This window comes from Micromonospora echinospora, from assembly GCF_900091495.1.
Lineage (GTDB): Bacteria > Actinomycetota > Actinomycetes > Mycobacteriales > Micromonosporaceae > Micromonospora > Micromonospora echinospora.
On record NZ_LT607413.1, the window covers coordinates 6,059,803 to 6,079,488 of the forward strand.

18 protein-coding genes are annotated in these 19,686 nt (G+C 69.3%); 6 read left to right on the top strand and 12 right to left on the bottom strand.

The features are described from left to right. Position 1: 1 nt before the first annotated feature. Positions 2 to 1,063, bottom strand: a complete 1,062-nt coding sequence (gene kdd, locus GA0070618_RS26070; RefSeq protein WP_088983978.1) for an L-erythro-3,5-diaminohexanoate dehydrogenase — start codon at positions 1,061 to 1,063, stop codon at positions 2 to 4. Between the two features lie 144 nt (positions 1,064 to 1,207). Between kdd and GA0070618_RS26075 the strand changes: the two genes are divergently transcribed. Continuing rightward, positions 1,208 to 2,611, top strand: coding sequence for a KamA family radical SAM protein (locus GA0070618_RS26075; protein WP_088983979.1), 1,404 nt, complete (start codon positions 1,208 to 1,210; stop codon positions 2,609 to 2,611). Positions 2,612 to 2,761: 150 nt separating this feature from the next. Here GA0070618_RS26075 and GA0070618_RS26080 read toward each other — a convergent pair whose 3' ends face one another. Continuing rightward, complete coding sequence (locus tag GA0070618_RS26080) at positions 2,762 to 2,956, bottom strand: CsbD family protein (RefSeq protein WP_088985851.1); 195 nt, start codon at positions 2,954 to 2,956, stop codon at positions 2,762 to 2,764. Positions 2,957 to 3,132: 176 nt separating this feature from the next. On the opposite strand from GA0070618_RS26080, the gene GA0070618_RS26085 reads away from it, so the two are divergent. Continuing rightward, entirely contained in the window at positions 3,133 to 3,699 is a 567-nt protein-coding gene (locus GA0070618_RS26085) for a histidine phosphatase family protein (protein ID WP_088983980.1), read from the top strand. 35 nt (positions 3,700 to 3,734) lie between these two features. Here GA0070618_RS26085 and GA0070618_RS26090 read toward each other — a convergent pair whose 3' ends face one another. The 5 genes from GA0070618_RS26090 to GA0070618_RS26110 all read right to left on the bottom strand — a co-directional run bounded on the left by GA0070618_RS26090 (position 3,735) and on the right by GA0070618_RS26110 (position 9,478). Beyond that, complete coding sequence (locus GA0070618_RS26090; RefSeq protein ID WP_088983981.1) at positions 3,735 to 4,181, bottom strand: Lrp/AsnC family transcriptional regulator; 447 nt, start codon at positions 4,179 to 4,181, stop codon at positions 3,735 to 3,737. A 100-nt stretch (positions 4,182 to 4,281) separates the two neighbouring features. Next, positions 4,282 to 5,424, bottom strand: a complete 1,143-nt coding sequence (locus GA0070618_RS26095; protein ID WP_088983982.1) for an acyl-CoA dehydrogenase family protein — start codon at positions 5,422 to 5,424, stop codon at positions 4,282 to 4,284. A gap of 179 nt (positions 5,425 to 5,603) precedes the next feature. Next, positions 5,604 to 6,926 (bottom strand): MFS transporter, encoded by a 1,323-nt coding sequence (locus tag GA0070618_RS26100; protein WP_088983983.1) that lies wholly within the window; start codon positions 6,924 to 6,926, stop codon positions 5,604 to 5,606. 90 nt (positions 6,927 to 7,016) lie between these two features. Further along, positions 7,017 to 9,104 (bottom strand): amylo-alpha-1,6-glucosidase, encoded by a 2,088-nt coding sequence (locus GA0070618_RS26105; protein WP_088983984.1) that lies wholly within the window; start codon positions 9,102 to 9,104, stop codon positions 7,017 to 7,019. Further along, entirely contained in the window at positions 9,101 to 9,478 is a 378-nt protein-coding gene (locus GA0070618_RS26110) for an SCP2 sterol-binding domain-containing protein (RefSeq protein ID WP_157749014.1), read from the bottom strand. The genes GA0070618_RS26105 and GA0070618_RS26110 overlap by 4 nt, the downstream gene beginning before the upstream one ends. A 202-nt stretch (positions 9,479 to 9,680) precedes the next feature. On the opposite strand from GA0070618_RS26110, the gene GA0070618_RS26115 reads away from it, so the two are divergent. Together GA0070618_RS26115 and GA0070618_RS26120 are read left to right on the top strand one after the other, a co-directional pair. Continuing rightward, positions 9,681 to 10,058: an SCP2 sterol-binding domain-containing protein gene (locus tag GA0070618_RS26115; protein WP_088983986.1), complete on the top strand. Its 378-nt coding sequence runs from the start codon at positions 9,681 to 9,683 to the stop codon at positions 10,056 to 10,058. Next, positions 10,055 to 12,094, top strand: a complete 2,040-nt coding sequence (locus GA0070618_RS26120; protein WP_088983987.1) for an amylo-alpha-1,6-glucosidase — start codon at positions 10,055 to 10,057, stop codon at positions 12,092 to 12,094. The genes GA0070618_RS26115 and GA0070618_RS26120 overlap by 4 nt, the downstream gene beginning before the upstream one ends. 107 nt (positions 12,095 to 12,201) lie before the next feature. Here GA0070618_RS26120 and GA0070618_RS26125 read toward each other — a convergent pair whose 3' ends face one another. Together GA0070618_RS26125 and GA0070618_RS26130 are read right to left on the bottom strand one after the other, a co-directional pair. Further along, positions 12,202 to 13,380 carry a pectate lyase family protein gene (locus GA0070618_RS26125; protein ID WP_197701643.1) on the bottom strand — a complete coding sequence of 393 codons (1,179 nt, stop codon included), beginning with the start codon at positions 13,378 to 13,380 and terminating at the stop codon, positions 12,202 to 12,204. 133 nt (positions 13,381 to 13,513) lie between these two features. Continuing rightward, on the bottom strand, positions 13,514 to 15,205 hold the full coding sequence (locus GA0070618_RS26130; protein ID WP_088983988.1) for a LamG domain-containing protein: 1,692 nt from the start codon (positions 15,203 to 15,205) through the stop codon (positions 13,514 to 13,516). 137 nt (positions 15,206 to 15,342) lie between these two features. Between GA0070618_RS26130 and GA0070618_RS26135 the strand changes: the two genes are divergently transcribed. After that, positions 15,343 to 16,548 (top strand): IS256 family transposase, encoded by a 1,206-nt coding sequence (locus GA0070618_RS26135; RefSeq protein ID WP_231931856.1) that lies wholly within the window; start codon positions 15,343 to 15,345, stop codon positions 16,546 to 16,548. A 321-nt stretch (positions 16,549 to 16,869) separates the two neighbouring features. Further along, positions 16,870 to 17,478, top strand: a complete 609-nt coding sequence (locus tag GA0070618_RS26140) for a hypothetical protein (RefSeq protein WP_088983989.1) — start codon at positions 16,870 to 16,872, stop codon at positions 17,476 to 17,478. Here the strand turns inward: GA0070618_RS26140 and GA0070618_RS26145 are convergent. From GA0070618_RS26145 to GA0070618_RS26155, 3 genes are read right to left on the bottom strand one after another with little or no spacing between them, the layout of a single operon-like run. Next, complete coding sequence (locus GA0070618_RS26145; protein WP_088983990.1) at positions 17,447 to 18,442, bottom strand: sulfotransferase domain-containing protein; 996 nt, start codon at positions 18,440 to 18,442, stop codon at positions 17,447 to 17,449. The genes GA0070618_RS26140 and GA0070618_RS26145 overlap by 32 nt on opposite strands. A gap of 24 nt (positions 18,443 to 18,466) precedes the next feature. Then, on the bottom strand, positions 18,467 to 19,342 hold the full coding sequence (locus GA0070618_RS26150; RefSeq protein WP_088983991.1) for an alpha/beta fold hydrolase: 876 nt from the start codon (positions 19,340 to 19,342) through the stop codon (positions 18,467 to 18,469). Further along, on the bottom strand, positions 19,339 to 19,677 hold the full coding sequence (locus GA0070618_RS26155) for an acyl carrier protein (RefSeq protein WP_088983992.1): 339 nt from the start codon (positions 19,675 to 19,677) through the stop codon (positions 19,339 to 19,341). Before GA0070618_RS26155 ends, GA0070618_RS26150 begins: the two co-directional genes overlap by 4 nt. Positions 19,678 to 19,686: the final 9 nt, after the last annotated feature.

The window sequence follows — 19,686 nt, forward strand, 5'->3', positions numbered from 1 at the left end:
CCTATCCTGCCGCCAACCGCGCCTCGAACAGCCCCCGCACCCCCGGCTCCGACCGCACCAGATCCAACGCCAACTCCGCGTGACCCGGCACGTACCCGTTCCCCACCAGCATCGTCACATCCGCGGCCAGACCCTCCGCCCCCAACGCCGCCGCCGCGAAACTCGTCGCCATCGAGAAGAACACCACCGTGCCGCCGTCCGCCGTCGCCAGGACCGCCCCGTGCTCACACCCCGGCACGTCCACGCACACCACCGTCACGTCCGCCGGCACCCCCAACGCCGTCGTCACCGCCGACGACAACGCCACCGGATCCCGGGCGTCAGCCAACGCCACCTCCGAGGCCAACCCCGACGCCACCAACGCGTCCCGCTCCGCCACCACCGGCACCACCCCGACCGTACGACCGGCACCCGCCCGCCGCGCCGCCGCCAGCGACAACGAGCCGCTCTTCCCCGCGCCCCCCACCACCGCCACCGTCACCGGCCGCGGATCCCCGTCCCGGCCCCGCCGCGCCACCTGCTCGGCCACCACCCGCGCCGTCAACGCCGGCGCACCACACACGTCCAGCACCGCGAGGGACAACTCCGGATCCAGGTCCGCCGGCAACACCGCCGCGATCGACCGCGCGAACAGGATCGCCCACCCGTCACACGGCACCTGCTCACTGCGCCCGTCCCACCGGGCCAGGCCGTCGGTCACCACCAACGGCGTCAACGTCAACGACACCAACGTCGCCACCCGGTCCCCCGACCGCAGCCCCAACGGCGACCGCCGCCCCGCCTCCTCGACCGTGCCGATCAACATCCCACCCGACCCGGTCACCGGATTCTGCATCTTCCCGCGCTGGGAAATGATCTCCAGCACCTCGGCGCGGACCTTCTCCCCGTCACCACCGTGCTTCTCCGACAACTGTCGGAAACTCGCCGCGTCCAGGTTCAACCGCTCCACCCGGATCCGCACCTCGTTCGGCGCGATCTCCCGCGCGGCGTCCAACCGCCACGCCGCCTGCGGCAGCACCCCCGCCGGCTCCACGACGCGATGCAGACCAACCGGTGACGTCACGGCACCCCTCCCCCTGCCCAACCGCCCGAACCCCCGGCCAGGGACTCGCGTAACGGGAAAACTTACGGCAGACTAATTTCTCGACCGCAGATTTTCCAGTAGCCCACGAGGCCGCTGGCAGCACAACCGCACCGAGGAGGGTTCGTGACACCGACACAACCACTGGCGACGGCCACCCGTCCCACCCCGGTCGCGCCACCAGCCGCCGGCCAACCCTACGAATACCGCCGCGCCCCACTCGTCGAACCCGACTGGACCCGCTTCCCCGGCTGGCGCCACGTCACCCGCGACCAGTGGGAATCCGCCCAATGGCAACGCGTCAACTGCGTCAAGAACATCAAGCAGCTCCGCACCGTCCTCGGCGACACCGTCGACGAGAGCTTCTACGCCGACCTCACCGCCGACCAGCACGCCCTGGCCACCATGTCGATGCTGGTGCCGCCCCAGATGCTCAACACCATGGTCCCGTTCGCCCCAATGACCACCGAGGCGTTCCTCGCCGACCCCGTCCGGCGCTACATGATCCCCGTCGCCTCGGACCGGCGCACCGACTGGCCCTCCCACCCCTACGCCAGCCGCGACTCACTCCACGAACACGACATGTGGGTCGCCGAGGGCCTCACCCACCGCTACCCCACCAAGGTCCTCGCCGAACTGCTCTCCACCTGCCCGCAGTACTGCGGCCACTGCACCCGGATGGACCTCGTCGGCAACTCCACCCCCGCCGTCGACAAGCTCAAACTCACCCTCAAACCCGTCGACCGGTACGACGCCCACATCACCTACCTCAAGGCCCACCCCGGCGTCCGGGACGTCGTCGTCTCCGGCGGCGACGTCGCCAACGTCCCCTGGCGCAACCTCGAGTCCTACCTCATGCGCCTGCTGGAGATCGAGACCATCCGCGACATCCGGCTCGCCACCAAGGCCCTCATGGGCCTACCCCAGCACTGGCTCCAGCCCGACGTCGTCGAGGGCCTCGAACGGGTCGCCCGCACCGCCGCCCGACGCGGCGTCAACCTCGCCATCCACACCCACGTCAACCACGCCCAGTCGCTGACCCCACTGGTCGCCCGGGCCGCCCAGACCGCCCTCGACGTCGGCGTCCGCGACGTCCGCAACCAGGGCGTCCTCATGCGCGGCGTCAACGCCACCGCACCCGACCTGCTCGACCTCTGCTTCGCGCTCCAGGGCGAAGCCGGCATCCTGCCGTACTACTTCTACATGTGCGACATGATCCCCAACGCCGAACACTGGCGGGTCCCGGTCTGGCACGCCCAGCAACTCCAGCACGACATCATGGGCTACCTGCCCGGCTACGCCACCCCACGGATCGTCTGCGACGTCCCCTTCGTCGGCAAGCGCTGGGTGCACATGCTCACCGAGTACGACCGCGAACGTGGCATCTCGTACTGGACGAAGAACTACCGCACCTCCATCGAGCAGACCGACCTCGAGGCGCTGGACAAGCGGTACGCCTACTACGACCCGATCGACACCCTGCCCGAGTCCGGCCAGGACTGGTGGACCACCCACCGCGTCGACGACTGACCGCCGCCCCCGCCCCCGGCTCCGTCGATCATGGAGTTGTGGCGCTCGACAAACGGCTTGCGGGGTTTGGGCGGTGCCCGAAGTTCGGGATCGAGGGGGTCCCGGCAACTGCCGGGACCCCCTCGATGTGTTCGCGTTATCGGGCGTCGGTCACTTCGTGAACGCGTCCCGCACGTCCCGACCGGCGTCCTTGGCGTGCTCGCCCGCCTGACGGGCCCGCGCCTCGGTCTGCTGCGTGCTTCCCTCGGCCCGTAGGCGCTCGTTGTTCGTCGCGTCGCCGATGCGCTCCTTGGCGGCACCGGTCAGCTCGTCGGCCTTGTTCTTCGCCTTGTCGGTGAAGCTCACGTCCACCACTCCCTCCGGCTGCTCCGGCCCCCTCGTCGGGCCTGTCCATGGATTTGCCCCGTGGTTGTTGACGGAAACATCCGATTGAGTGAGGGCGCACACCCCCGTAAGGCATCCTAGGAAGATAGGTTGAGGGTGGAAGGGCGACGATGGACGAGCGGTGGTTGACTGGCCCGATGGGAGAGCTCCTGCTGATCCGCCACGGCGAGACCGCCTGGAGTGCCGCCCGCCGGCACACCTCGTACACCGACCTGGAGCTGACGCCGGACGGCGAACGACAGGCCGTCGCGCTGCGCGACCGGCTCGCCGGCCGCCACTTCGCCGCCGTGCTGGCCAGCCCCCGCCGACGCGCGCTGCGCACCGCCGAACTCGCCGGTCTCGTCGTCGACGACGTCGAGGAGGACCTGACCGAGTGGCACTACGGCGCCTACGAGGGCCGCACCACCGCCGAGGTCCGCGCCGAACGCCCCGACTGGGTCATCTGGCAGGACGGCTGCCCCGCCGGCGAATCGCCCGCGCAGGTCGGCGCACGCCTCGACCGGGTGCTCTCCCGGGTCACTCCCCTGCTCGACTCCGGTGACGTCGCCCTGGTCGCCCACGCGCACGCCCTACGGGTGCTCGGCGCCCGGTGGATCGGGCTGCCACCCGCCGGCGGCGGCCGGCTGCGGCTCGACACCGCCAGCGTCAGCGTCCTCGGTCACGAGCACGGACGGCAGGTCGTCCTGAGCTGGAACGCACGCTGAGGCCAGTCCACGCAGCAGGCGCCCCGGCCGGTGCCCTACAGGCCGATGCGCGGCGTCCGCTTCTCGTACGGGGTGGACAGCACCACCGTCGTCCGGGTGGTGACGTTCGCCGCCGTCCGGATCTCCTGCAACAGGCGCTCCAGGTCAGCCGGACCGGCCACCCGCACCAGGAGCAGGTAGAAGTCCTCCCCCGCCACCGAGTAGCACGAGTCGATCTCCGGCAGGTGGGCCAGCCGCTCCGGGGCATCGTCCGGCTGGGACGGGTCGAACGGGCGGATCGCCACGAACGCGGTCAACGGCAGGTCCAGCGCCTCGAAGGACACCTGCGCGGCGTACCCCTTGATCACACCGCGTTGCTCCAGCCGTCGCACCCGCTGGTGTACGGCGGACACCGACAGCCCGACCCGTTCGGCCAGTTCGGTGTACGACAGCCGGCCGTCGACGGTCAGGGCGGCGACGATGGCGCGATCGGTCTCCTCCACGCTCGCAACCTACCGGGAAAACCCTCTCCCGGCGACGACGTCCCACCGTGGCGTCCCGCGCGTCACACCTCGGACCGGGAACGCCACAGTGGACGGCGCGTCAGCCCTTGGCCAGGGCGCGGGAGATCACCAGCCGCTGGATCTGGTTGGTGCCCTCCACGATCTGGAGCACCTTGGCCTCCCGCATGAACCGCTCCACCGGGTGGTCGGCGACGTACCCCGCGCCGCCGAGCACCTGGACCGCGTCGGTGGTGACCCGCATCGCCACGTCCGTGGCGAACAGTTTCGCCTTGGCCGCCTCGATCGAGTAGGGCCGGCCGGCGTCGCGCAGCCGGGCCGCCGCCAGGGTCAGCGCCCGGGCCGCCGAGATCTGGGTGGCCAGGTCCGCCAGCAGGAATCCGAGCCCCTGGAAGTCGACGATCGCCCGGCCGAACTGCTGACGCTCGCGGGCGTAGCCGACCGCGTAGTCCAGTGCCCCCTGGGCCAGCCCCACCGCGCAGGCGGCGATGCCCAGCCGGCCCGAGTCCAGGGCCGACATCGCGATGGTGAAGCCGGTCCCCTCCCCGCCGACGAGACGGTCCGCCGGCACCCGCGCGTCGTCGAAGGCGATCTGCGCCACCGGCGAGGAGCGCAGCCCCATGGTCCGCTCGACGGCCTGCGGCGTGATCCCCGGGGTTCCCGCGTCCGCCAGCAGGCAGGAGATGCCCTTCGGGCCCGCTCCCCCGGTGCGGCAGAAGACGTTGTAGAAGTCGGCGCTGTGCGCGTGGGTGATCCACGCCTTGGTGCCGGAGAGGACGTAGTCGTCGCCGTCGCGGGTCGCCCGGGTGGCCAGCGACGCCGCGTCCGACCCACCCTGCGGCTCGGAGAGACAGTACGCGCCGAGCAGTTCCCCGCCGAGCATGTCGGGCAGCCGCTTGCGCAGCTCGTCGCTGCCGTACTGGGCGACCGGGAAGCAGGCCAGCGTGTGCACGCTGACCGCCTCGGCCACCGCCAGCCAGCGGCTGGCCAGGATCTCCAGCACCTGGAGGTAGACCTCGTACGGCTGGGCGGCCCCGCCGTGCTCCTCGGGATAGGGCAGGCCGAGCAGGCCCGCCCGGCCGAGGGTGCGCAGCACCTCCCGGGGGAACTCGGCGCGCGCCTCGAAGTCGGCGGCCCGGGGCGCGAGTTCCCGGTCGGCGAGTTCGGTGGCGAGCGCCAGCAGGTCGTGGGCCTCGTCGGTGGGCAGGATCCGGTCGACAGTCATCGTGCGGTGCGCTCCGTGGGGTGGGGGTGAACCGGTACGCGCCGACCGCTGGGCGGCCGGCGCGCGGGTCGCGGACCAACGTGAGCGCCGAGCGCGCCCGACCCGTGCGGGGCCGGGACGCGGCGCGCGGTGGACCACCGGTTCGGTGGATCTCCCTCGCGCGCACCCACCCCGCCAGCTTAACGGTCGTTCGGGCCAGCCGGGTCGTGCGGTCGGGCGGCCGACTCCGGCACGGTGCCGGCCGGTCCGCCGTCCTTTGCCGCCACGTGGACCGGGGGTCCGGCGTACGCCCGGGCGACGGTGGCCCGGTCGAAGACCCGCCACGTCGACGCGGTGACCAGCACCGCCACCACGAACCCGACCCAGTACGGTGCGGTCAGCCCGAACCGCGCGGCCAGCGCCCCGCCGAGCAGCGCGCCGACGCAGTTGCCCCCGGCCGCGACGAACAGGTTCGCGCTGCCGACCCGACCCAGCAGCTCCGGCGGCGTCAGCCGCTGGCGCAGCGAACTGGCGACGATCCCCCACAGCGCCCCGTGCACCCCGAACAACGCCAGCGCCCCGCCGACGACGTACGCGTCGGACGACACGGCGAGCGTCAGGTGTAGCGCCACCTCGGTGAGCAGGCCGACCCGGATGGTCCAGGTCGCACCGACCGCCGCGATGAGCCGGTCGCCGACCAGCGCGCCGGCCAGGCTGCCGACGGCCATGCAGGTGAGCAGGACGCCGTAGCCGACCGAGCCGAGACCGAGCCGGTCCCGCGCGAGCAGGACCAGTAGCGCGAACGCGGCGGTGAGGGTGACGTTGAGCAGCCCGATCAGCACCGCCATGGTGCGCAGCAGCCGGTGCCCGGCCAGCCAGCGGAGCCCCTCGACGAGGTCCGTCCGGACCGATCGGGCGCCGGTGGTGGCGGGCTGCGGGCGGTACGTCCCGGCGATCCCGGCCAGCAGCACCGCGCTGACCGCGTACGTGGCGGCGTTGGCCAGGAACGGCACGCCCGCGGCCAGCACGAACAGCAGCCCGCCGAGCGGACCGGCGATCATTCCCTGGGCCACCGTCGTGCCGCCGGAGAGCCAGCCGTTGGCCCGTTCGAGCCGGTCCCGGGGCACCACCGCCGGGACCATCGCCTGGCTCGCCGAGCGGACCACGATCTCGCCGGTGTTCAGCAGGAACAACACGGTGTAGAGCAGGGTCACCGTCACCAGGTCGGTGACGACGCTGAGACCGAGGAACGCCAGCGCGCCTACCCGCAGCCAGTCGACGACGATCATCAGCCGACGCCGGTCGACCCGGTCGACCAGGACCCCACCGGGGAGCGCGAACAGCAGCCAGGGCAGCCACGCGACCGCGAACGCCCCGGACACCACCACCGGGTCTTCGGTAAGCGAGGCGACCAGCAGCGGCGCGGCGACCGTGCTCAGTCCACTGCCGAGTGCCGAGGTGGTCGCCGCCGCCCACAGTCGACCGAACCGTCCGTCGAGTCGTGCCCCCGCCCCACGCGTCACCGCGGAACGCTAGCAACGAGCCGCAGTGCCGGCCACGGCTTTTCGCCGCCGTCCGAGACAGATGGACGCGCCGCCTCTCACCGGCACCGGTCAGCGTGGTAACCGCGCCAGGCTCATCTCCCGACCGCCGCCTCCTGGCCGTGCGACGGTACCGATGGCATCGATGCGGCCCCACCGCCCTGGTATGTCGAGCAATTCGATCCGGCCGAACCGTTCGGGCACTGCCGGCGCGACCACCAGGTCCTCTTCGTACGGTTCGAGGCCGAGCAGCGTACGCACCAGCAGCAAGGGCGCCGCGGTGGCCAGGGCCTGCGGGCTGTTCGCCGCGGGATACTGGACGGGGTGCCCGGTCAGTTCGCGGTCGTAGCCGCCGAAGGCCTCCGGAAGGCGTCCCTGAAAATGCCGGGACGCGTCGATGATTCCCTCGGCGATGCGCCCGGCCTCGTGGTGGAAGCCGTAGCGGCGCAGGCCCCAGGCGATGAAGGCGTTGTCGAAGGGCCAGACAGTGCCGATGTGGTAGCCGAGTGGGTTGTACCGCCCCTCTCCCCGCGCGAGGGTGCGTACGCCCCAGCCGGAGAAGAGGCGGGGGCCGAGCAGGTGTTCGGCGATCCTCGCGGCTCGGGACTCGTCGACGATGCCGCTCCACAGGAGGTGGCCGACATTGGAGGAGAGGGCGTCGACCTGGCGGCCGTCGCCGTCGAGGGCGAGCGCGTAGTACTCACCGTCGTCGACCCAGAAGTCGCGGTTGAAACGGTCTTTGAGTTCGGCGGCCTCTCTTTCCAGCCGGTCGGCGTACGCGGGGTCGTGCCAGAAATGGCGGGCCAGTCGGGCGCCGCGGGTTTTGGCGTCGTAGGCGTAGCCCTGTAGTTCGCAGGTCGCCCGGGGCTGGCTCGGCAGCCGGCCGTCCCGGAACGAGATGGCGTTCGGGGACTCCTTCCAGCACTGGTTCTCCAGGCCATTGCGCTCGTTTCGGCGCTGGTACCAGACGTAGCCGTCGCCCATGATGTCGCCGTACTCGTCGATCCAGTGCAGGGCCGCGCGCGCCTCGTCCTCGAATTCGCGCACGAGCGCGGCGTCCCCCGTCCACCGCTCGTACTCGTCGAGCAGGATCACGTAGAGGGGGGTGCTGTCGGCAGCACCGAAATACTCCGACTGGGGGCGTTCCTCGAACGCGTCCAGCTCGCTGTAGCGGACCTCGCGCACGACCTTGCCCGGCTCCTCGTCGAGGAAGTCGTCGAGTACGGAGCCCTGGTCGATACCGAGCATCCGCAGGGTGTGGACGGCCAACTCCGGCGTGAACGGCAGCACCTGCAGGCTGGTGAGGATGGCGTCGCGGCCGGTGAGGGTCGCGTTCCACGGCAGCCCCGCCGCCGGCAACGGCACGGTCGGCAGCGTCAGCGGCGAGAACCGGAGCGCGGCGAGGTCGACCAGGCTGCGCTCGTAGGCCCGCTCCATCGGCTTCCAGTCGCAGCCCAGCTGCGGAGCCTTGTCGAGCCACTGACGCAGGTCGTCCTGCAGCCATGCGGCGTCGCGTCGCGGCCGACCGGGAGATATGTGCTCTCGCACATCCTGACCGTCGGGGCGCAGCACCAGGCCCCGGACATGCAGCATGGTGGTCCACTGCCCGTGGGGTTCGATCCGGAAGCGGTAGGTCAACCCCTCTTCGTCGACCTGCGCCGGCTCAGTCGTGGAGATCACCGTCTCCCGCCGGAACTTCTCCCGCACGTAGCCGAGGTGCAGGCGCCCGTCGTCGACGTGCCGGTAGAGCCGACCGGGTCTTACGCTCTCCTGTCCGACCGTCAGCGCCGAGACGAAGTCACCGGCAGCGTCCACGCGGACGGTGAAATCAGCCGGTTCCCCGGAATGGTTGAGCACCGTCAACCGCTCCTCGAAGCTGCTGCCGACCACCGACCGTTCCCGGATCACCGACACCTTGGCGTCCACGTAGTGCGTCGGGGCCCCGGGCACCAGGAAAAACCGCACCTCGAAGTACGACGGGTCGTCCACAGCCAGCGCGCTCACCCGTTCGCCGTTGACGGTCAGCCGCCACCGCGACAGGAACCGGGTGTCGAACGAGAAGAACCCCAACGGGACGGCGGGGCCGGCGTCCATGTCGCCACTGCCGTCGCTCAGGACGAAGATGTTGCCGTCCAGGACTCTGACGAGGTCGCTCTTCATCCCTGCCTCCGACAGCTACGGGCGGCGAACCGCGGATGACGCGCGGCGCGCGGCGGCGCGAAGAGCCGCTCCAACAGGAGGATGAACCGGAACTGTCCTTCGGACGTTATGTCGTTCCGCAGCCACGCCGCGACCGGTTTGGCCTCGCCGCGTGCCATCCGGTCGAAGAACGCGCTGTCGGCGCGGACGACCGCGTCGGCGTCGCTGTTCTGCTGCGACACCCGGACGACCCCGCCGCGGATCTCCACCAACCAGTGGTCGACCCCGTGGTCACGCTCGAGGTCGAAGCGTATGGTGCCGTTCGTCTTCTTCAGCAGGCGTTCGTGGCCGCGTCGTTCGAGCGCCTCGAAGAAAGTCCTGGTCGCCTCCGACATGGGCACCACCTTCCCCAGAATCCGCCGGACCACGGGCAGCATCACGTGGACCGGGGTGGGGCGGCCTCACCCGGAACGGATGAACCTGGCGGGCGTCCGCAGGCGGCACGGTGAATTCACCCGCTGCGGGTGAGGCGGCATCACCCCGCCCCCCGTCACTGTGGTGGCACATCCGGGATCGGGAACCACGGAGGGGAAGCCCATGTCGGATCCCATCACGAGCTTCTTCAAAGCGATCGGCCGAGGCGGCCACGTGGACATGCTTGAGGAGGCCACTGGGAGCATACGGTTCGACCTCACACACGAGCAGGGTGTCGACCGCTGGTTTGTGGCCATCGAACGGGGCGATATCCGCGTCTCTCGGGATGGAGGCAAGGCCGACTGTGTCTTCCATGGCAGCCGGGCGACCTTCGACCGGATCTTGGCTGGCCAGTCACAGATGTACCCGGCATGGTTGCGCAACGAGATCACCACGGAGGGTGATGTCCGGCTGGCCCGCCTCTTCGTTCGGCTCATGCCCGCGCCGCCCGAAGCCCATCACCCTCGGGAATTCGGCCGGCAACGGGAACGTGCGGCATGAGCGACGGCCTCGTCCGGCTGCTGGACGGCAACACGTTCGTCGTCAGTGAGGAGACGGGCGACATCGGCCCGTCCCCCACCATCCCGACCGGGTTCTTCTCGTTCGACACCCGGTTCCTGTCGAAATGGATCCTGTTCATCAATGATCAGCGGGTCAACGCGCTCACCGTCGAGGAGGTCGAGTACTTCGAGAGCCGCATGGTCGTCGTCCCGACCCTCCCCGCTCCACTCGTCGACATCGGTGTTTCGGCCATTCGCGACCGCTCCATCGGCGGAAGCTTCACGGAGCAACTGACCGTGATCAACCACGAACCCAAGCCCGTCGACCTGCGGATCCGGATCGACGTCGACAGCGACTTCGCCGACCTCTTCGAAATCAAGGACGTGCGGAACAAGAGCGGGACGTACTACACCCAGGTCGACGGCGGGCGCCTACGTCTCGGCTATCAGCGGGAAGCGTTCTGCCGGGAGACCCTGGTCTCGTCCACCGTGCCGGCCCGAGTCGACGAGCAGGGGCTGACATACCACGTTCGACTCGAACCACACGGTCAATGGACCACCGACCTGCACGTGCAGGCGCTGGGCCTGGGCGGGCGCGACCTTCGGGAGAGCCTGGAGGGCAGACCCGGTCGATCCCGAGCGCAGATCCGGCAGGACCTGGCCGGCTGGCTCGCGCAGGCACCCCGCCTCACCTGCGACTCCCCCACGTTGGGAATGACCTACCGACGCAGCCTGGCCGACCTCTCCGCGCTACTTTACGCACCGCTGACCGCCGGCGGAAACGCCATCCCCGCCGCCGGCCTACCGTGGTTCATGGCGATCTTCGGCCGGGACAGCATCCTCACCAGCATCCAGGCACTGCCGTTCGCGCCCGACCTCGCCGCCACGACGCTACACCAGCTCACCGTGCGACAGGGGGCCGTCCTGCACGACTTCCGCGAGGAGGAGCCCGGGAAGATCCTCCACGAGCTGCGGTACGGGGAGACGACCGCATTCGAGGAACAGCCGCATTCGCCGTACTTCGGCAGCGCCGACTCCACGCCCCTCTACGTCATTTTGCTCGACGAGTACGAGCGGTGGACCGGCGACGCCGTCCTCGTCAACTCTCTCGAACGTTCCGCGAGAGCCGCCCTGCACTGGATCGACGAGTACGGCGACATCATGGGTGACGGCTACGTCTGGTACCAGCGCCGCAACGAGCGGACCGGGCTGGAGAACCAGTGTTGGAAGGACTCCTGGGACTCGATCTCGTTCCGGGACGGGCGGCTGGCCGGCCTGCCCCGGGCGACCTGCGAGCTACAGGGCTACGCGTACGACGCCAAGATCCGCGGTGCGCGGCTGGCCCGCGAATTCTGGCACGACCCCGCGTACGCCGACCGCCTCGAACGGGAAGCGGCCGAGCTCAAGGAACGCTTCAACAACGATTTCTGGGTCTCCGACGGCGAGTACTACGCACTCGCCCTCGACGGTGACGGGCACCAGGTCGACGCGCTCTCCTCGAACATCGGCCACCTGCTGTGGAGCGGCATCGTCGAGGAATCCCGGGCTGCGAAGGTCGCCGAACACCTGCTCGGCCCCGAGCTGTTCTCCGGGTGGGGGGTGCGAACGCTCGGCACCGGCGAGGGACGCTACAACCCGATCGGCTACCACGTCGGCACCGTCTGGCCGTTCGACAACTCGTTCATCGCCTGGGGGCTACGCCGCTACGGATTCCACCAGGAGGCCGGGCGCATCGCCGAAGGGATCATCGACGCCGCGGAGCACTTCGAGGGGCGGCTGCCCGAGGCGTTCGGCGGCTACGAGCGGACGCTGACCAGATACCCCGTGCTGTACCCCACGGCGTGCAGCCCGCAGGCGTGGTCGACCGGAACTCCCCTGTTGCTGTTGCGCACCATGCTCGGCATGGAGCCACGCGGCGAGCACCTGGTGACCAGACCGGCCGTGCCCCCGAGCATGGGTCGGATCGAACTGCTCCACATCCCCGGACGGTGGGGCAGGGCGGGTGCTCTCGGGCGCGGCCACGCAGACCGGCCCTGACGGAGATCGCCGGGCTGGGGCCGGCGTACTGCTCTCGGCGTTGCTGACTGCGGCGGTGACCGCCCTCCCGAGGGTCACCGCCGCAGTTCAAGGACGCGAGACAATGCCTACGGCGTCACGTTGACGACTCCGATGCCGGCGTTCTGTATGACCTGCGTTCTGGCGTTCGTCGGGCTGAGCGCGTCGTAGGCGTACGGCACCGTGAAATCAGTGGTCGACTTCAAGTGCTCGTTCGGCGTGTTCACGTAGACGTTGTCCACCAGGTTCCAGTACCCGGTCGCGTTGCTGCCGTAGAACCAGCCGACCGGGCCGTGGATGTCGCCGGTGACCTCGTCGACCGCCCCGGTGCCGACGTTCTCGAAGTAGTTGCCCTCGACCAACACCTGCGCGCCCATCCGGGCGTTGATCGCGGTGTCGGCCACGTCCTGGAAGTAGTTGTTCAGCATGTGCACGTGCGAACGGCGGATGAGCGGGACGCGGGAGTTCACGTTCTGGAACCAGTTGTTCGCGTACGTGATGTAGTCGCCCGCCGAGCTCGCACTGTCGCCGCCGGCGGTCAGCCCGGTCTTCCACGAGTCGTGCAGGTGGTTCCACGAGACGGTGACGTAGCGCGCGCCGTCCTTGATGTCGATCAGGCCGTCGTAGTAGTCCTTGTCGACGCCCTGGAACACGTTGTAGATCTCGTTGTGGTCGATCCAGACGTTGGAGCTGAGTTTCTGGACGGTGATCCCGTCCCGCTCACCGGTGTCGACGTGGTGGATCCTCAGGTTCCGGATCACGACGTTGTGGGAGTTGCGGAGGCTGAGCCCGACCCCGTCGAACTCGCCCTGCGTGCCCACCCCGAGGATGGAGACGTTCTCGACGTCGTTGACGTGCATCTTGGCGTCACTGAACTCGGACGACCTGATCGTCTGGTCGACATAGATGACCAGGCCCTCATTGGACGGCCGGTCGTCGTGTTCCTTGATCAGGTCGTACACCGCGTCACCCGGGTTCGAGTAACCGGCGCCGGGCCAGTACTCGCTGAGGGTGTACTCGTGGACCACCTCGGCCCCGAACCCGCCGGTGGTGCCACCGTTCATCGAGGCGTACCCGACCGGCTGCTCGGTCTGCGCGGGAGACGTCGGGCTCGCGCTCAGCGAACCGCTCTCCGGGTTGCCGCTGAGCGGTGTGGCAGCACTCGTCGACGGGGCGGACATGGTGACGGCCACGACAGCCAGGGTGGTGAGCCCCGCTGCCAGGATGGCCGGGCGCCGGCGTTGCCGGGAGATGGCAAGCAATCTCACGGGTGGGCTTCCTTTCGGGGAAGGTACGTGCGGGAAACTCGGGGGAAGGTACGTGCGGGAACGAATCCGGCTCTCCCGGGCCGGACGGGCACCGTTCCGCAGAGCCCGTCCGGCCCGGCTCGGCCAGGAGCGGCTACGGCGTCACCGGCTTGCCGCCGAAGGTCACGACGAGGCGGCCGTCCGCGGCGAAGGACCAGCCCAGCGCGCCGGTCAGAGCGGAGCAGCGGGACCCATTCGAGCCGGCCCAGAACTGGTTCGACCCGTCGGCATCACCGATCACGCGGTCGTTCGTGCCGCTGCTGCTGAAGCAGGAGACGTTGTTGCGGAACACCGACGTGCCGCCGTCGAACTGGAAGTTGCGCTCACTGTTGTCGATGCTGATGTTGTTCGACACGGACATCGTGCCGAGGTTGCGGTTGTAGGTGAAGCCGTGTTTGCCGTTGTTGTAGGCGATATTGCGCCGGATGACGTGGTTGACCCCGATGTCCTCGCCACCGAGCTTGTAGCCGTTGCGGTCACCGTTGCCGGCCTGGCTGCCGTCGCTGAGGGTGCCGTTGTCGTAGCTGAGGGAGTCCTCGATGGTGACGATGCCGATGGGACCGGTGTCCGGCTTGGTGAAGAGGTCCCAGCCGTCGTCGATGTTGTGGTGCGACACGGCGTAACGGAAGACGTTCCCGGGGCCGACGGTGAGCTTGGGGGCGAAACCGTCGGCGTCCTCGCCGTCGGAGTCGGCGTTGTCGTGCGACTCCGCGCTCAGCACGAGGTTGTTCGCCGGCCACTGGTCCTTGGGGGTGTCAGCGGTGGCCCGCGAGATCTGCAGCCCCGAGTCGCGGTTGAACCGCGTCACGGTGCGCTCGAAGATGTTGTTGCTGCCGCCGACGAAGATCCCGTTGTCGCCGGCACGCTCGACGACGATGCCGTGGACGTGCCAGAACGACCCGTTCACGGCGAGCCCCCGGTTGGCCGGGTCCTCGCTCTGCGCCGAGAAATTCAGCACCGGGGTCTCCCCCGGGTAGGCGGACAGCTTCTTGCGGGCGGTCGAGGTGCCGTTGTTGCCCTGCGCGATGGTGACCGTCTGGGAGAACCGGTAGGTCCCACCCCGCAGGTAGATCGTGCCGCCGGCACCGATCCGGGCGATCGCCGAGGTGAGCGTCGTCGGGTCCGACTCCGTTCCGGATGCGCTGTCGCTACCGGTCGGGGACACGTACAAGGTCTGGCCGGTGGGCGGTGGGGTGGTGGGCGGTGGGGTGCCGGAGTCGGTGACCGTGATGTCGTCGAAGCGGGCGCTGGCGTAGCCGGTGAACAGACCGACCCGGCCGGCCGGGATGGCGGTGCTGGTGGCGGTACCGACCAGGGTGCCGTCGAGGTAGCCGGAGACGGTGCTGCCGGTGGTGTCCAGCCGCAGGGTGTACCAGGTGTTGGTGGCGACGGGCCGCGACACCGAGGCCAGAACGGTGATGGCGCTACCGTTCATGTACTGCAGCTCGACGCGGTTGGTGCCGGTCAGGGCCAGGCGGTACATCTTGGTGGAGCCGGCGGCCCGGGAGGCCAGCGCCGCGACGCCGCCGGAGCCGAAGGCCAGCGGCTTGACCCGACCCTGTACGGAGTAGTCCGTCCAGCTGGTGGAGCCGGCGAACTGGCGGGCCCGGTCGGTGCCGGTGTTGGTCTGCTGGAGGGCCTTGGACCCGTCGGCGACGACGGTCCAATCGCCACCGGACTTCGACCAGCCACTGATGCCGGACTCGAAGGCGGCGCTGAACAGCGTGGCGGCGTTGGCAGGTGTGGTCGCGATGATGGCGGTGAGTGCCGCCAGTGGGAGGGTCATGGCTGCCACGGGGACTGTACAAATAACGGCTGATCGACCGATCAAGGGAGAGACGCCAGATGACGACCGAGATCATCTCGGGGCAGGAGCCGGCAGCCGTGCCGGTGGGTGCGGTCACGGATGAGCAGTTGATCGCGATGCTGGTCGATCGGACTCGTGGTGACGGGTTGAAGCTGACCGGTGAGGGTGGGCTGCTGCAGCAGCTGACCAAGCGGGTCCTGGAGTCGGCCCTGGATGGTGAGATCACCGACCATGTCGGCTACGACAAGCACGACCCTGCCGGTCGGGGCAGCGGGAACAGCCGTAACGGCAGCCGGACCAAGACGGTGCTCACCGATGTCGGGCCAGTCGAGGTGCGGGTTCCCCGTGACGCGGCGGGGACGTTCGAGCCGCAGATCGTGCGGAAACGGCAGCGGCGCCTGACCGGGGTCGACGACATGGTGCTGTCGTTGTCGGCCAAAGGCTTGACGCACGGCGAGATCGCCGCCCATCTGGCCGAGGTGTACGGGGCTGAGATGTCGAAGCAGACCATCTCCACCATCACCGACAAGGTGATGGACGGCATGGTCGAGTGGCAGAACCGGCCCCTCGACCCGGTGTATCCGGTCGTGTTCATCGACGCCATCAACGTCAAGGTCAGGGACGGTCAGGTCGCGAACCGGCCGATCTACCTGGTCATGGCAGTCACCGTCGACGGCCACCGGGACATCCTCGGGATCTGGGCCGGTGACGGCGGCGAAGGCGCGAAGCACTGGCTGCACGTGCTCACCGAACTGAAGAACCGCGGCGTCGCCGACGTCCTGATGCTCATCTGCGACGGGCTCAAGGGTCTACCCGAGGCAGTGGAGACGGTCTGGCCGCGCACCATCGTGCAGACCTGTGTCGTGCACCTGCTACGTAACTCGTTCCGGTACGCGGCCCGGCAGGACTGGGACAAGATCGCCAAAGCGCTCAAGCCGGTCTACACCGCGGCCACGGAGGACGCCGCGGCCGAGCGGTTCCTGGAGTTCGCCGAGACCTGGGGCAAGAAGTATCCGGCGATCGTGAAGCTGTGGGAGAACGCCTGGGCCGAGTTCGTGCCGTTCCTCGCCTTCGACGTCGAGATCCGCAAGGTCATCTGCTCCACCAACGCGATCGAGTCCGTCAACGCGCGCATCCGCAAGGCCGTCCGGGCTCGTGGGCACTTCCCGAACGAACAGGCCGCCCTCAAGTGCGTGTATATGGCGTTGATGAGCCTCGACCCGACCGGCACCGGCCGCCGACGCTGGACCATGCGCTGGAAGGCACCCCTGAACGCCTTCCAGATCGCCTTCGAGGGCCGGCTCACCCCGGCCAACCACTGACCACCTCAACCAAGATCAGCCGTTAACTTGACACTCCCCGCCTGAACGAGTTTGCGGCATGTAGTGCGGTTGTGGCCGGAAAGTTCCGCCGTTCCAGTTTCCGGAATGCCCCGCGAGCAGACTCCTCCTCTTCAAGGATGTGGAGGTGGCGGCCCGTATCCACGAGTCCCGGGCCGCCTCGCCTGCCATCCAGGGCCTGGTCCTGTCGTCCGTACCATGGCCGGCCCTGAGCAGCAGAGGCTCGGTCAGCGTGGGTCGACCCGGTGAAAGGCCTTGTCCTGCCGGAGGTGAGGGGCGGCCAGCACCGGAAGGGAGGTCGGCATGGACCAGGACGCGCGCGAGCAGGGACTGCTCACCGCCCTGACCACCGAGCATTTCGTGCTCCAGACCTCGCGCGGCGCCACGATCACCGAGTCCGTCGGGCGGGCGACGGTGTTCCTGTCGCTGCTGTCCGCCGCGCTGATCGGGCTGGGCTTCGTCTCCAGCAGCGGCCATCTGATCAAGCCGTACCTCGGCGCGGTACTGCCGACCCTGGTGATCACCGGGCTGCTCACCTTCGCCCGGCTGGTACAGAACATGGTGGAGAACTCACTGAACCTCAAGCGCATCCAGCACATCCGCGCCTACTACCACCACCACCTCGCCGGCGAGAACGACTTCTTCGCTGATGCGGTGAGCGGCGGGGGCGACACGCGGACGATCGCCGCGGCGGTTGGCAGCGCTGCATCTCGTTGGCAACTGCTACTGACCACGGCCGCCATGGTGGGCGCCGTCAACGCCCTGCTGATCGGCCTGGGCGCGACCCTGCTGACCGGAGTGGCCAGCGGATCCGCCACGTTCGCGATCGCGCTCGGTGTGGCGGTCGCCCTGGTCGCCTTCGCCGCGCAGCTCGTGTACATCAAGCGGGCCTCGATCTGGCTGAGCGGCTGAGCGGAAAGCGATGGCCGTCCTGCCCGCGAGGGCGTGTCTCCACCGACCCGACGACCCGGTGCGCCCACTGCTCCCAGTCGTCGAAGCCCAGGAACCGGCCCAGCCCACTGAGCTGCGTCAGCGGGTCCTCGACGAGGTCCTCGTACGTCATCGTCAGCAGCTCGCGCGGCCCGGCGTCAGCGATGGCCTGCTCGGCCTCGTTGGCGAGGAAAGCGCACAGGACCAGGTAGTGCCCGATGTCCCCGCCGCGTTCGCGTAGCGTCCGGGCTGTCAGATGGTCGAGCAGGTAGCGCTTCATCTCCTCCGGCACCGGGTGATCGGCGGCGACCTCGAACGGGTCGATCCCGTACCGGCGGAACGCGTCCATGCGAAGCTCCAGGAGCTGGTAGTAGGAGTGGCGCCTCATCGACTCGGCGGTGTCCGCCCAGCTACGGGTCAGATGGACAACCTTCGCAGTGGGAAAGTGCTTCAGCAGGGACGGGGCGAAGTGGCTGGAGCCGCCGGAACGCTCGACCCAGCGCCGCCGGTTGGTGAGCGAGGTGAGCAACTCCAGGAACATCTGATGGTGCTGCGCCACCGGTTGAGCCGGAAACCCGGGCACCAGTTCGGCGAGTGTGTCGTACAGGTGGTCGGGGTCCGACGAGATCTTCGGCAAGGTGGTCGCCAAGATCCGCGGCAGCTCCCCGAGATTGCCGGCCCACCGGCCGTTCTCCGGATAGCGCACCTCGGGCGGCGGGAATCCGATCCGGAAGAGGGCGGAAAGTGCCGGGTTGGGCCTGCTCAACCTCGACCAGTACTCGGCACCACTGAGCCTCTCCCTGTCGTCGATCCAGGACCCGACCGGCACGAAGAACTCCTGTACCGACAGCGTGTCGGGCTGCTCGGCGATCAGGTCGGACAGCAACGTCGACCCACACCGCCCGGTGCTGATGATGATCGCCTGATCAGGGCTCGCTGCATCCATCCACAGCCTCCTAGGTGATGCGGGTCAGTGCAGGGTGGTAGGCGAAGGCGGCCGGTCCCGGCCGTCACGCCCGGTTGCGGCGTCCACGGGGCCGGACTGGAGGCCGCAGTCCTGGCGCAGCCAGGACAGGACGATGTCGCCGACGGTGTCCGGCTGGTCGATGAGGATGGAATGCCTCTGGCCGGGCACGGTGACGATCCGCGCATGTGGTAGCAGGCGCTGTACATCGGGGGCCAGTTCGACCACGGCGGAGGACCCGCCGTAGACCCACAGCACCGGGCACCGGATCGCGGCTATCCGCTCCTCGGCCGGTAGCCGGCTTGCCGGGAGGTCGTGCGCGAGGCTCGTGGCGACGAGTACGTCGCGAGCCGTCCTGGCCCGGCGGCTGGCCCGCTCCCCGCGTTCGGCGCTGATCCTGGCGAGTACGTGCTCGTGCGGTAGCTGTGCGGCGGCGGCGGCGAGCCGCTTGGCAACCCGCTCGAACCAGGCCGCTGTGGGCGGGGAGGACTCGACGGCGGCGATCGCGGCGACCTGCTCAGGGTGGCGTGCCGCGTAGCTGATCGCGATCGTGCCGCCGAAGGAGTTGCCGAGCAGGTGGACCGGGCCGGTCACGTCGAGCACGGTCAGCAGCGCCGCCAGGTCGTCGACGAAGTGGTCCAGCGTGTAACCCGCCGACGGGCGCTCGGTCTTTCCGTGCCCGCGCAGGTCGTACATGATCACGCGAAGGCCGGCGGCGGCGAGCGGGCGGGCCATGCTGAGATACCAGCTCGCCAGGTTGTCCGTGGCCAGGCCGTGGATCAGCACGGCGGTGGGGCCGCCGCCGGGTACGCCGGATACGACTTCGGGTGGCCGGAGTTGCTCCACGTGGACGGAGAGCCCGTTGGCCCGGACGATACTCATGCGGACAGGCCCGCTGTGCCGAGGCCGGCGTCGGCATGGCCGGCGTCCGCTTCCGCCCCGTCGAGCGCAGTGGCGATGTGTGCGACGAGCTGGCCGACCCGCAGTTGTCGTATGGAGTCCAGGTCCAGTTCGGCAATGAAATGCGCGAGGTTGACCGCGTTTCCGTACCGCGCCTGCAGGCGGCCGGCGAGGGAGATGACGTCGATGCTCTCCATCTCCAGGTCGTCCTGGAACCTGGTTGCCATGGTGATCTCGCCGTCGACTCCGGCGTCGTCGCGGATCGCGTGCAACATCGCGACCACCTCGGCGAGGATGTCGGCCTGCTCTACAGACATGTGATGTCC

What these genes read in the sequence shown, in the direction of transcription:
- GA0070618_RS26085 (WP_088983980.1), top strand. Translation starts at nt 3,133, where the DNA reads ATGGGAGAGCTCCTGCTGATCCGCCACGGCGAGACCGCCTGGAGTGCC.
- GA0070618_RS26095 (WP_088983982.1), bottom strand. Translation starts at nt 5,424, where the DNA reads ATGACTGTCGACCGGATCCTGCCCACCGACGAGGCCCACGACCTGCTG.
- GA0070618_RS26105 (WP_088983984.1), bottom strand. Translation starts at nt 9,104, where the DNA reads ATGAAGAGCGACCTCGTCAGAGTCCTGGACGGCAACATCTTCGTCCTG.
- GA0070618_RS26110 (WP_157749014.1), bottom strand. Translation starts at nt 9,478, where the DNA reads ATGTCGGAGGCGACCAGGACTTTCTTCGAGGCGCTCGAACGACGCGGC.
- GA0070618_RS26115 (WP_088983986.1), top strand. Translation starts at nt 9,681, where the DNA reads ATGTCGGATCCCATCACGAGCTTCTTCAAAGCGATCGGCCGAGGCGGC.
- GA0070618_RS26120 (WP_088983987.1), top strand. Translation starts at nt 10,055, where the DNA reads ATGAGCGACGGCCTCGTCCGGCTGCTGGACGGCAACACGTTCGTCGTC.
- GA0070618_RS26130 (WP_088983988.1), bottom strand. Translation starts at nt 15,205, where the DNA reads ATGACCCTCCCACTGGCGGCACTCACCGCCATCATCGCGACCACACCT.
- GA0070618_RS26135 (WP_231931856.1), top strand. Translation starts at nt 15,343, where the DNA reads ATGCTGGTCGATCGGACTCGTGGTGACGGGTTGAAGCTGACCGGTGAG.
- GA0070618_RS26140 (WP_088983989.1), top strand. Translation starts at nt 16,870, where the DNA reads ATGGACCAGGACGCGCGCGAGCAGGGACTGCTCACCGCCCTGACCACC.
- GA0070618_RS26145 (WP_088983990.1), bottom strand. Translation starts at nt 18,442, where the DNA reads ATGGATGCAGCGAGCCCTGATCAGGCGATCATCATCAGCACCGGGCGG.
- GA0070618_RS26150 (WP_088983991.1), bottom strand. Translation starts at nt 19,342, where the DNA reads ATGAGTATCGTCCGGGCCAACGGGCTCTCCGTCCACGTGGAGCAACTC.
- GA0070618_RS26155 (WP_088983992.1), bottom strand. Translation starts at nt 19,677, where the DNA reads ATGTCTGTAGAGCAGGCCGACATCCTCGCCGAGGTGGTCGCGATGTTG.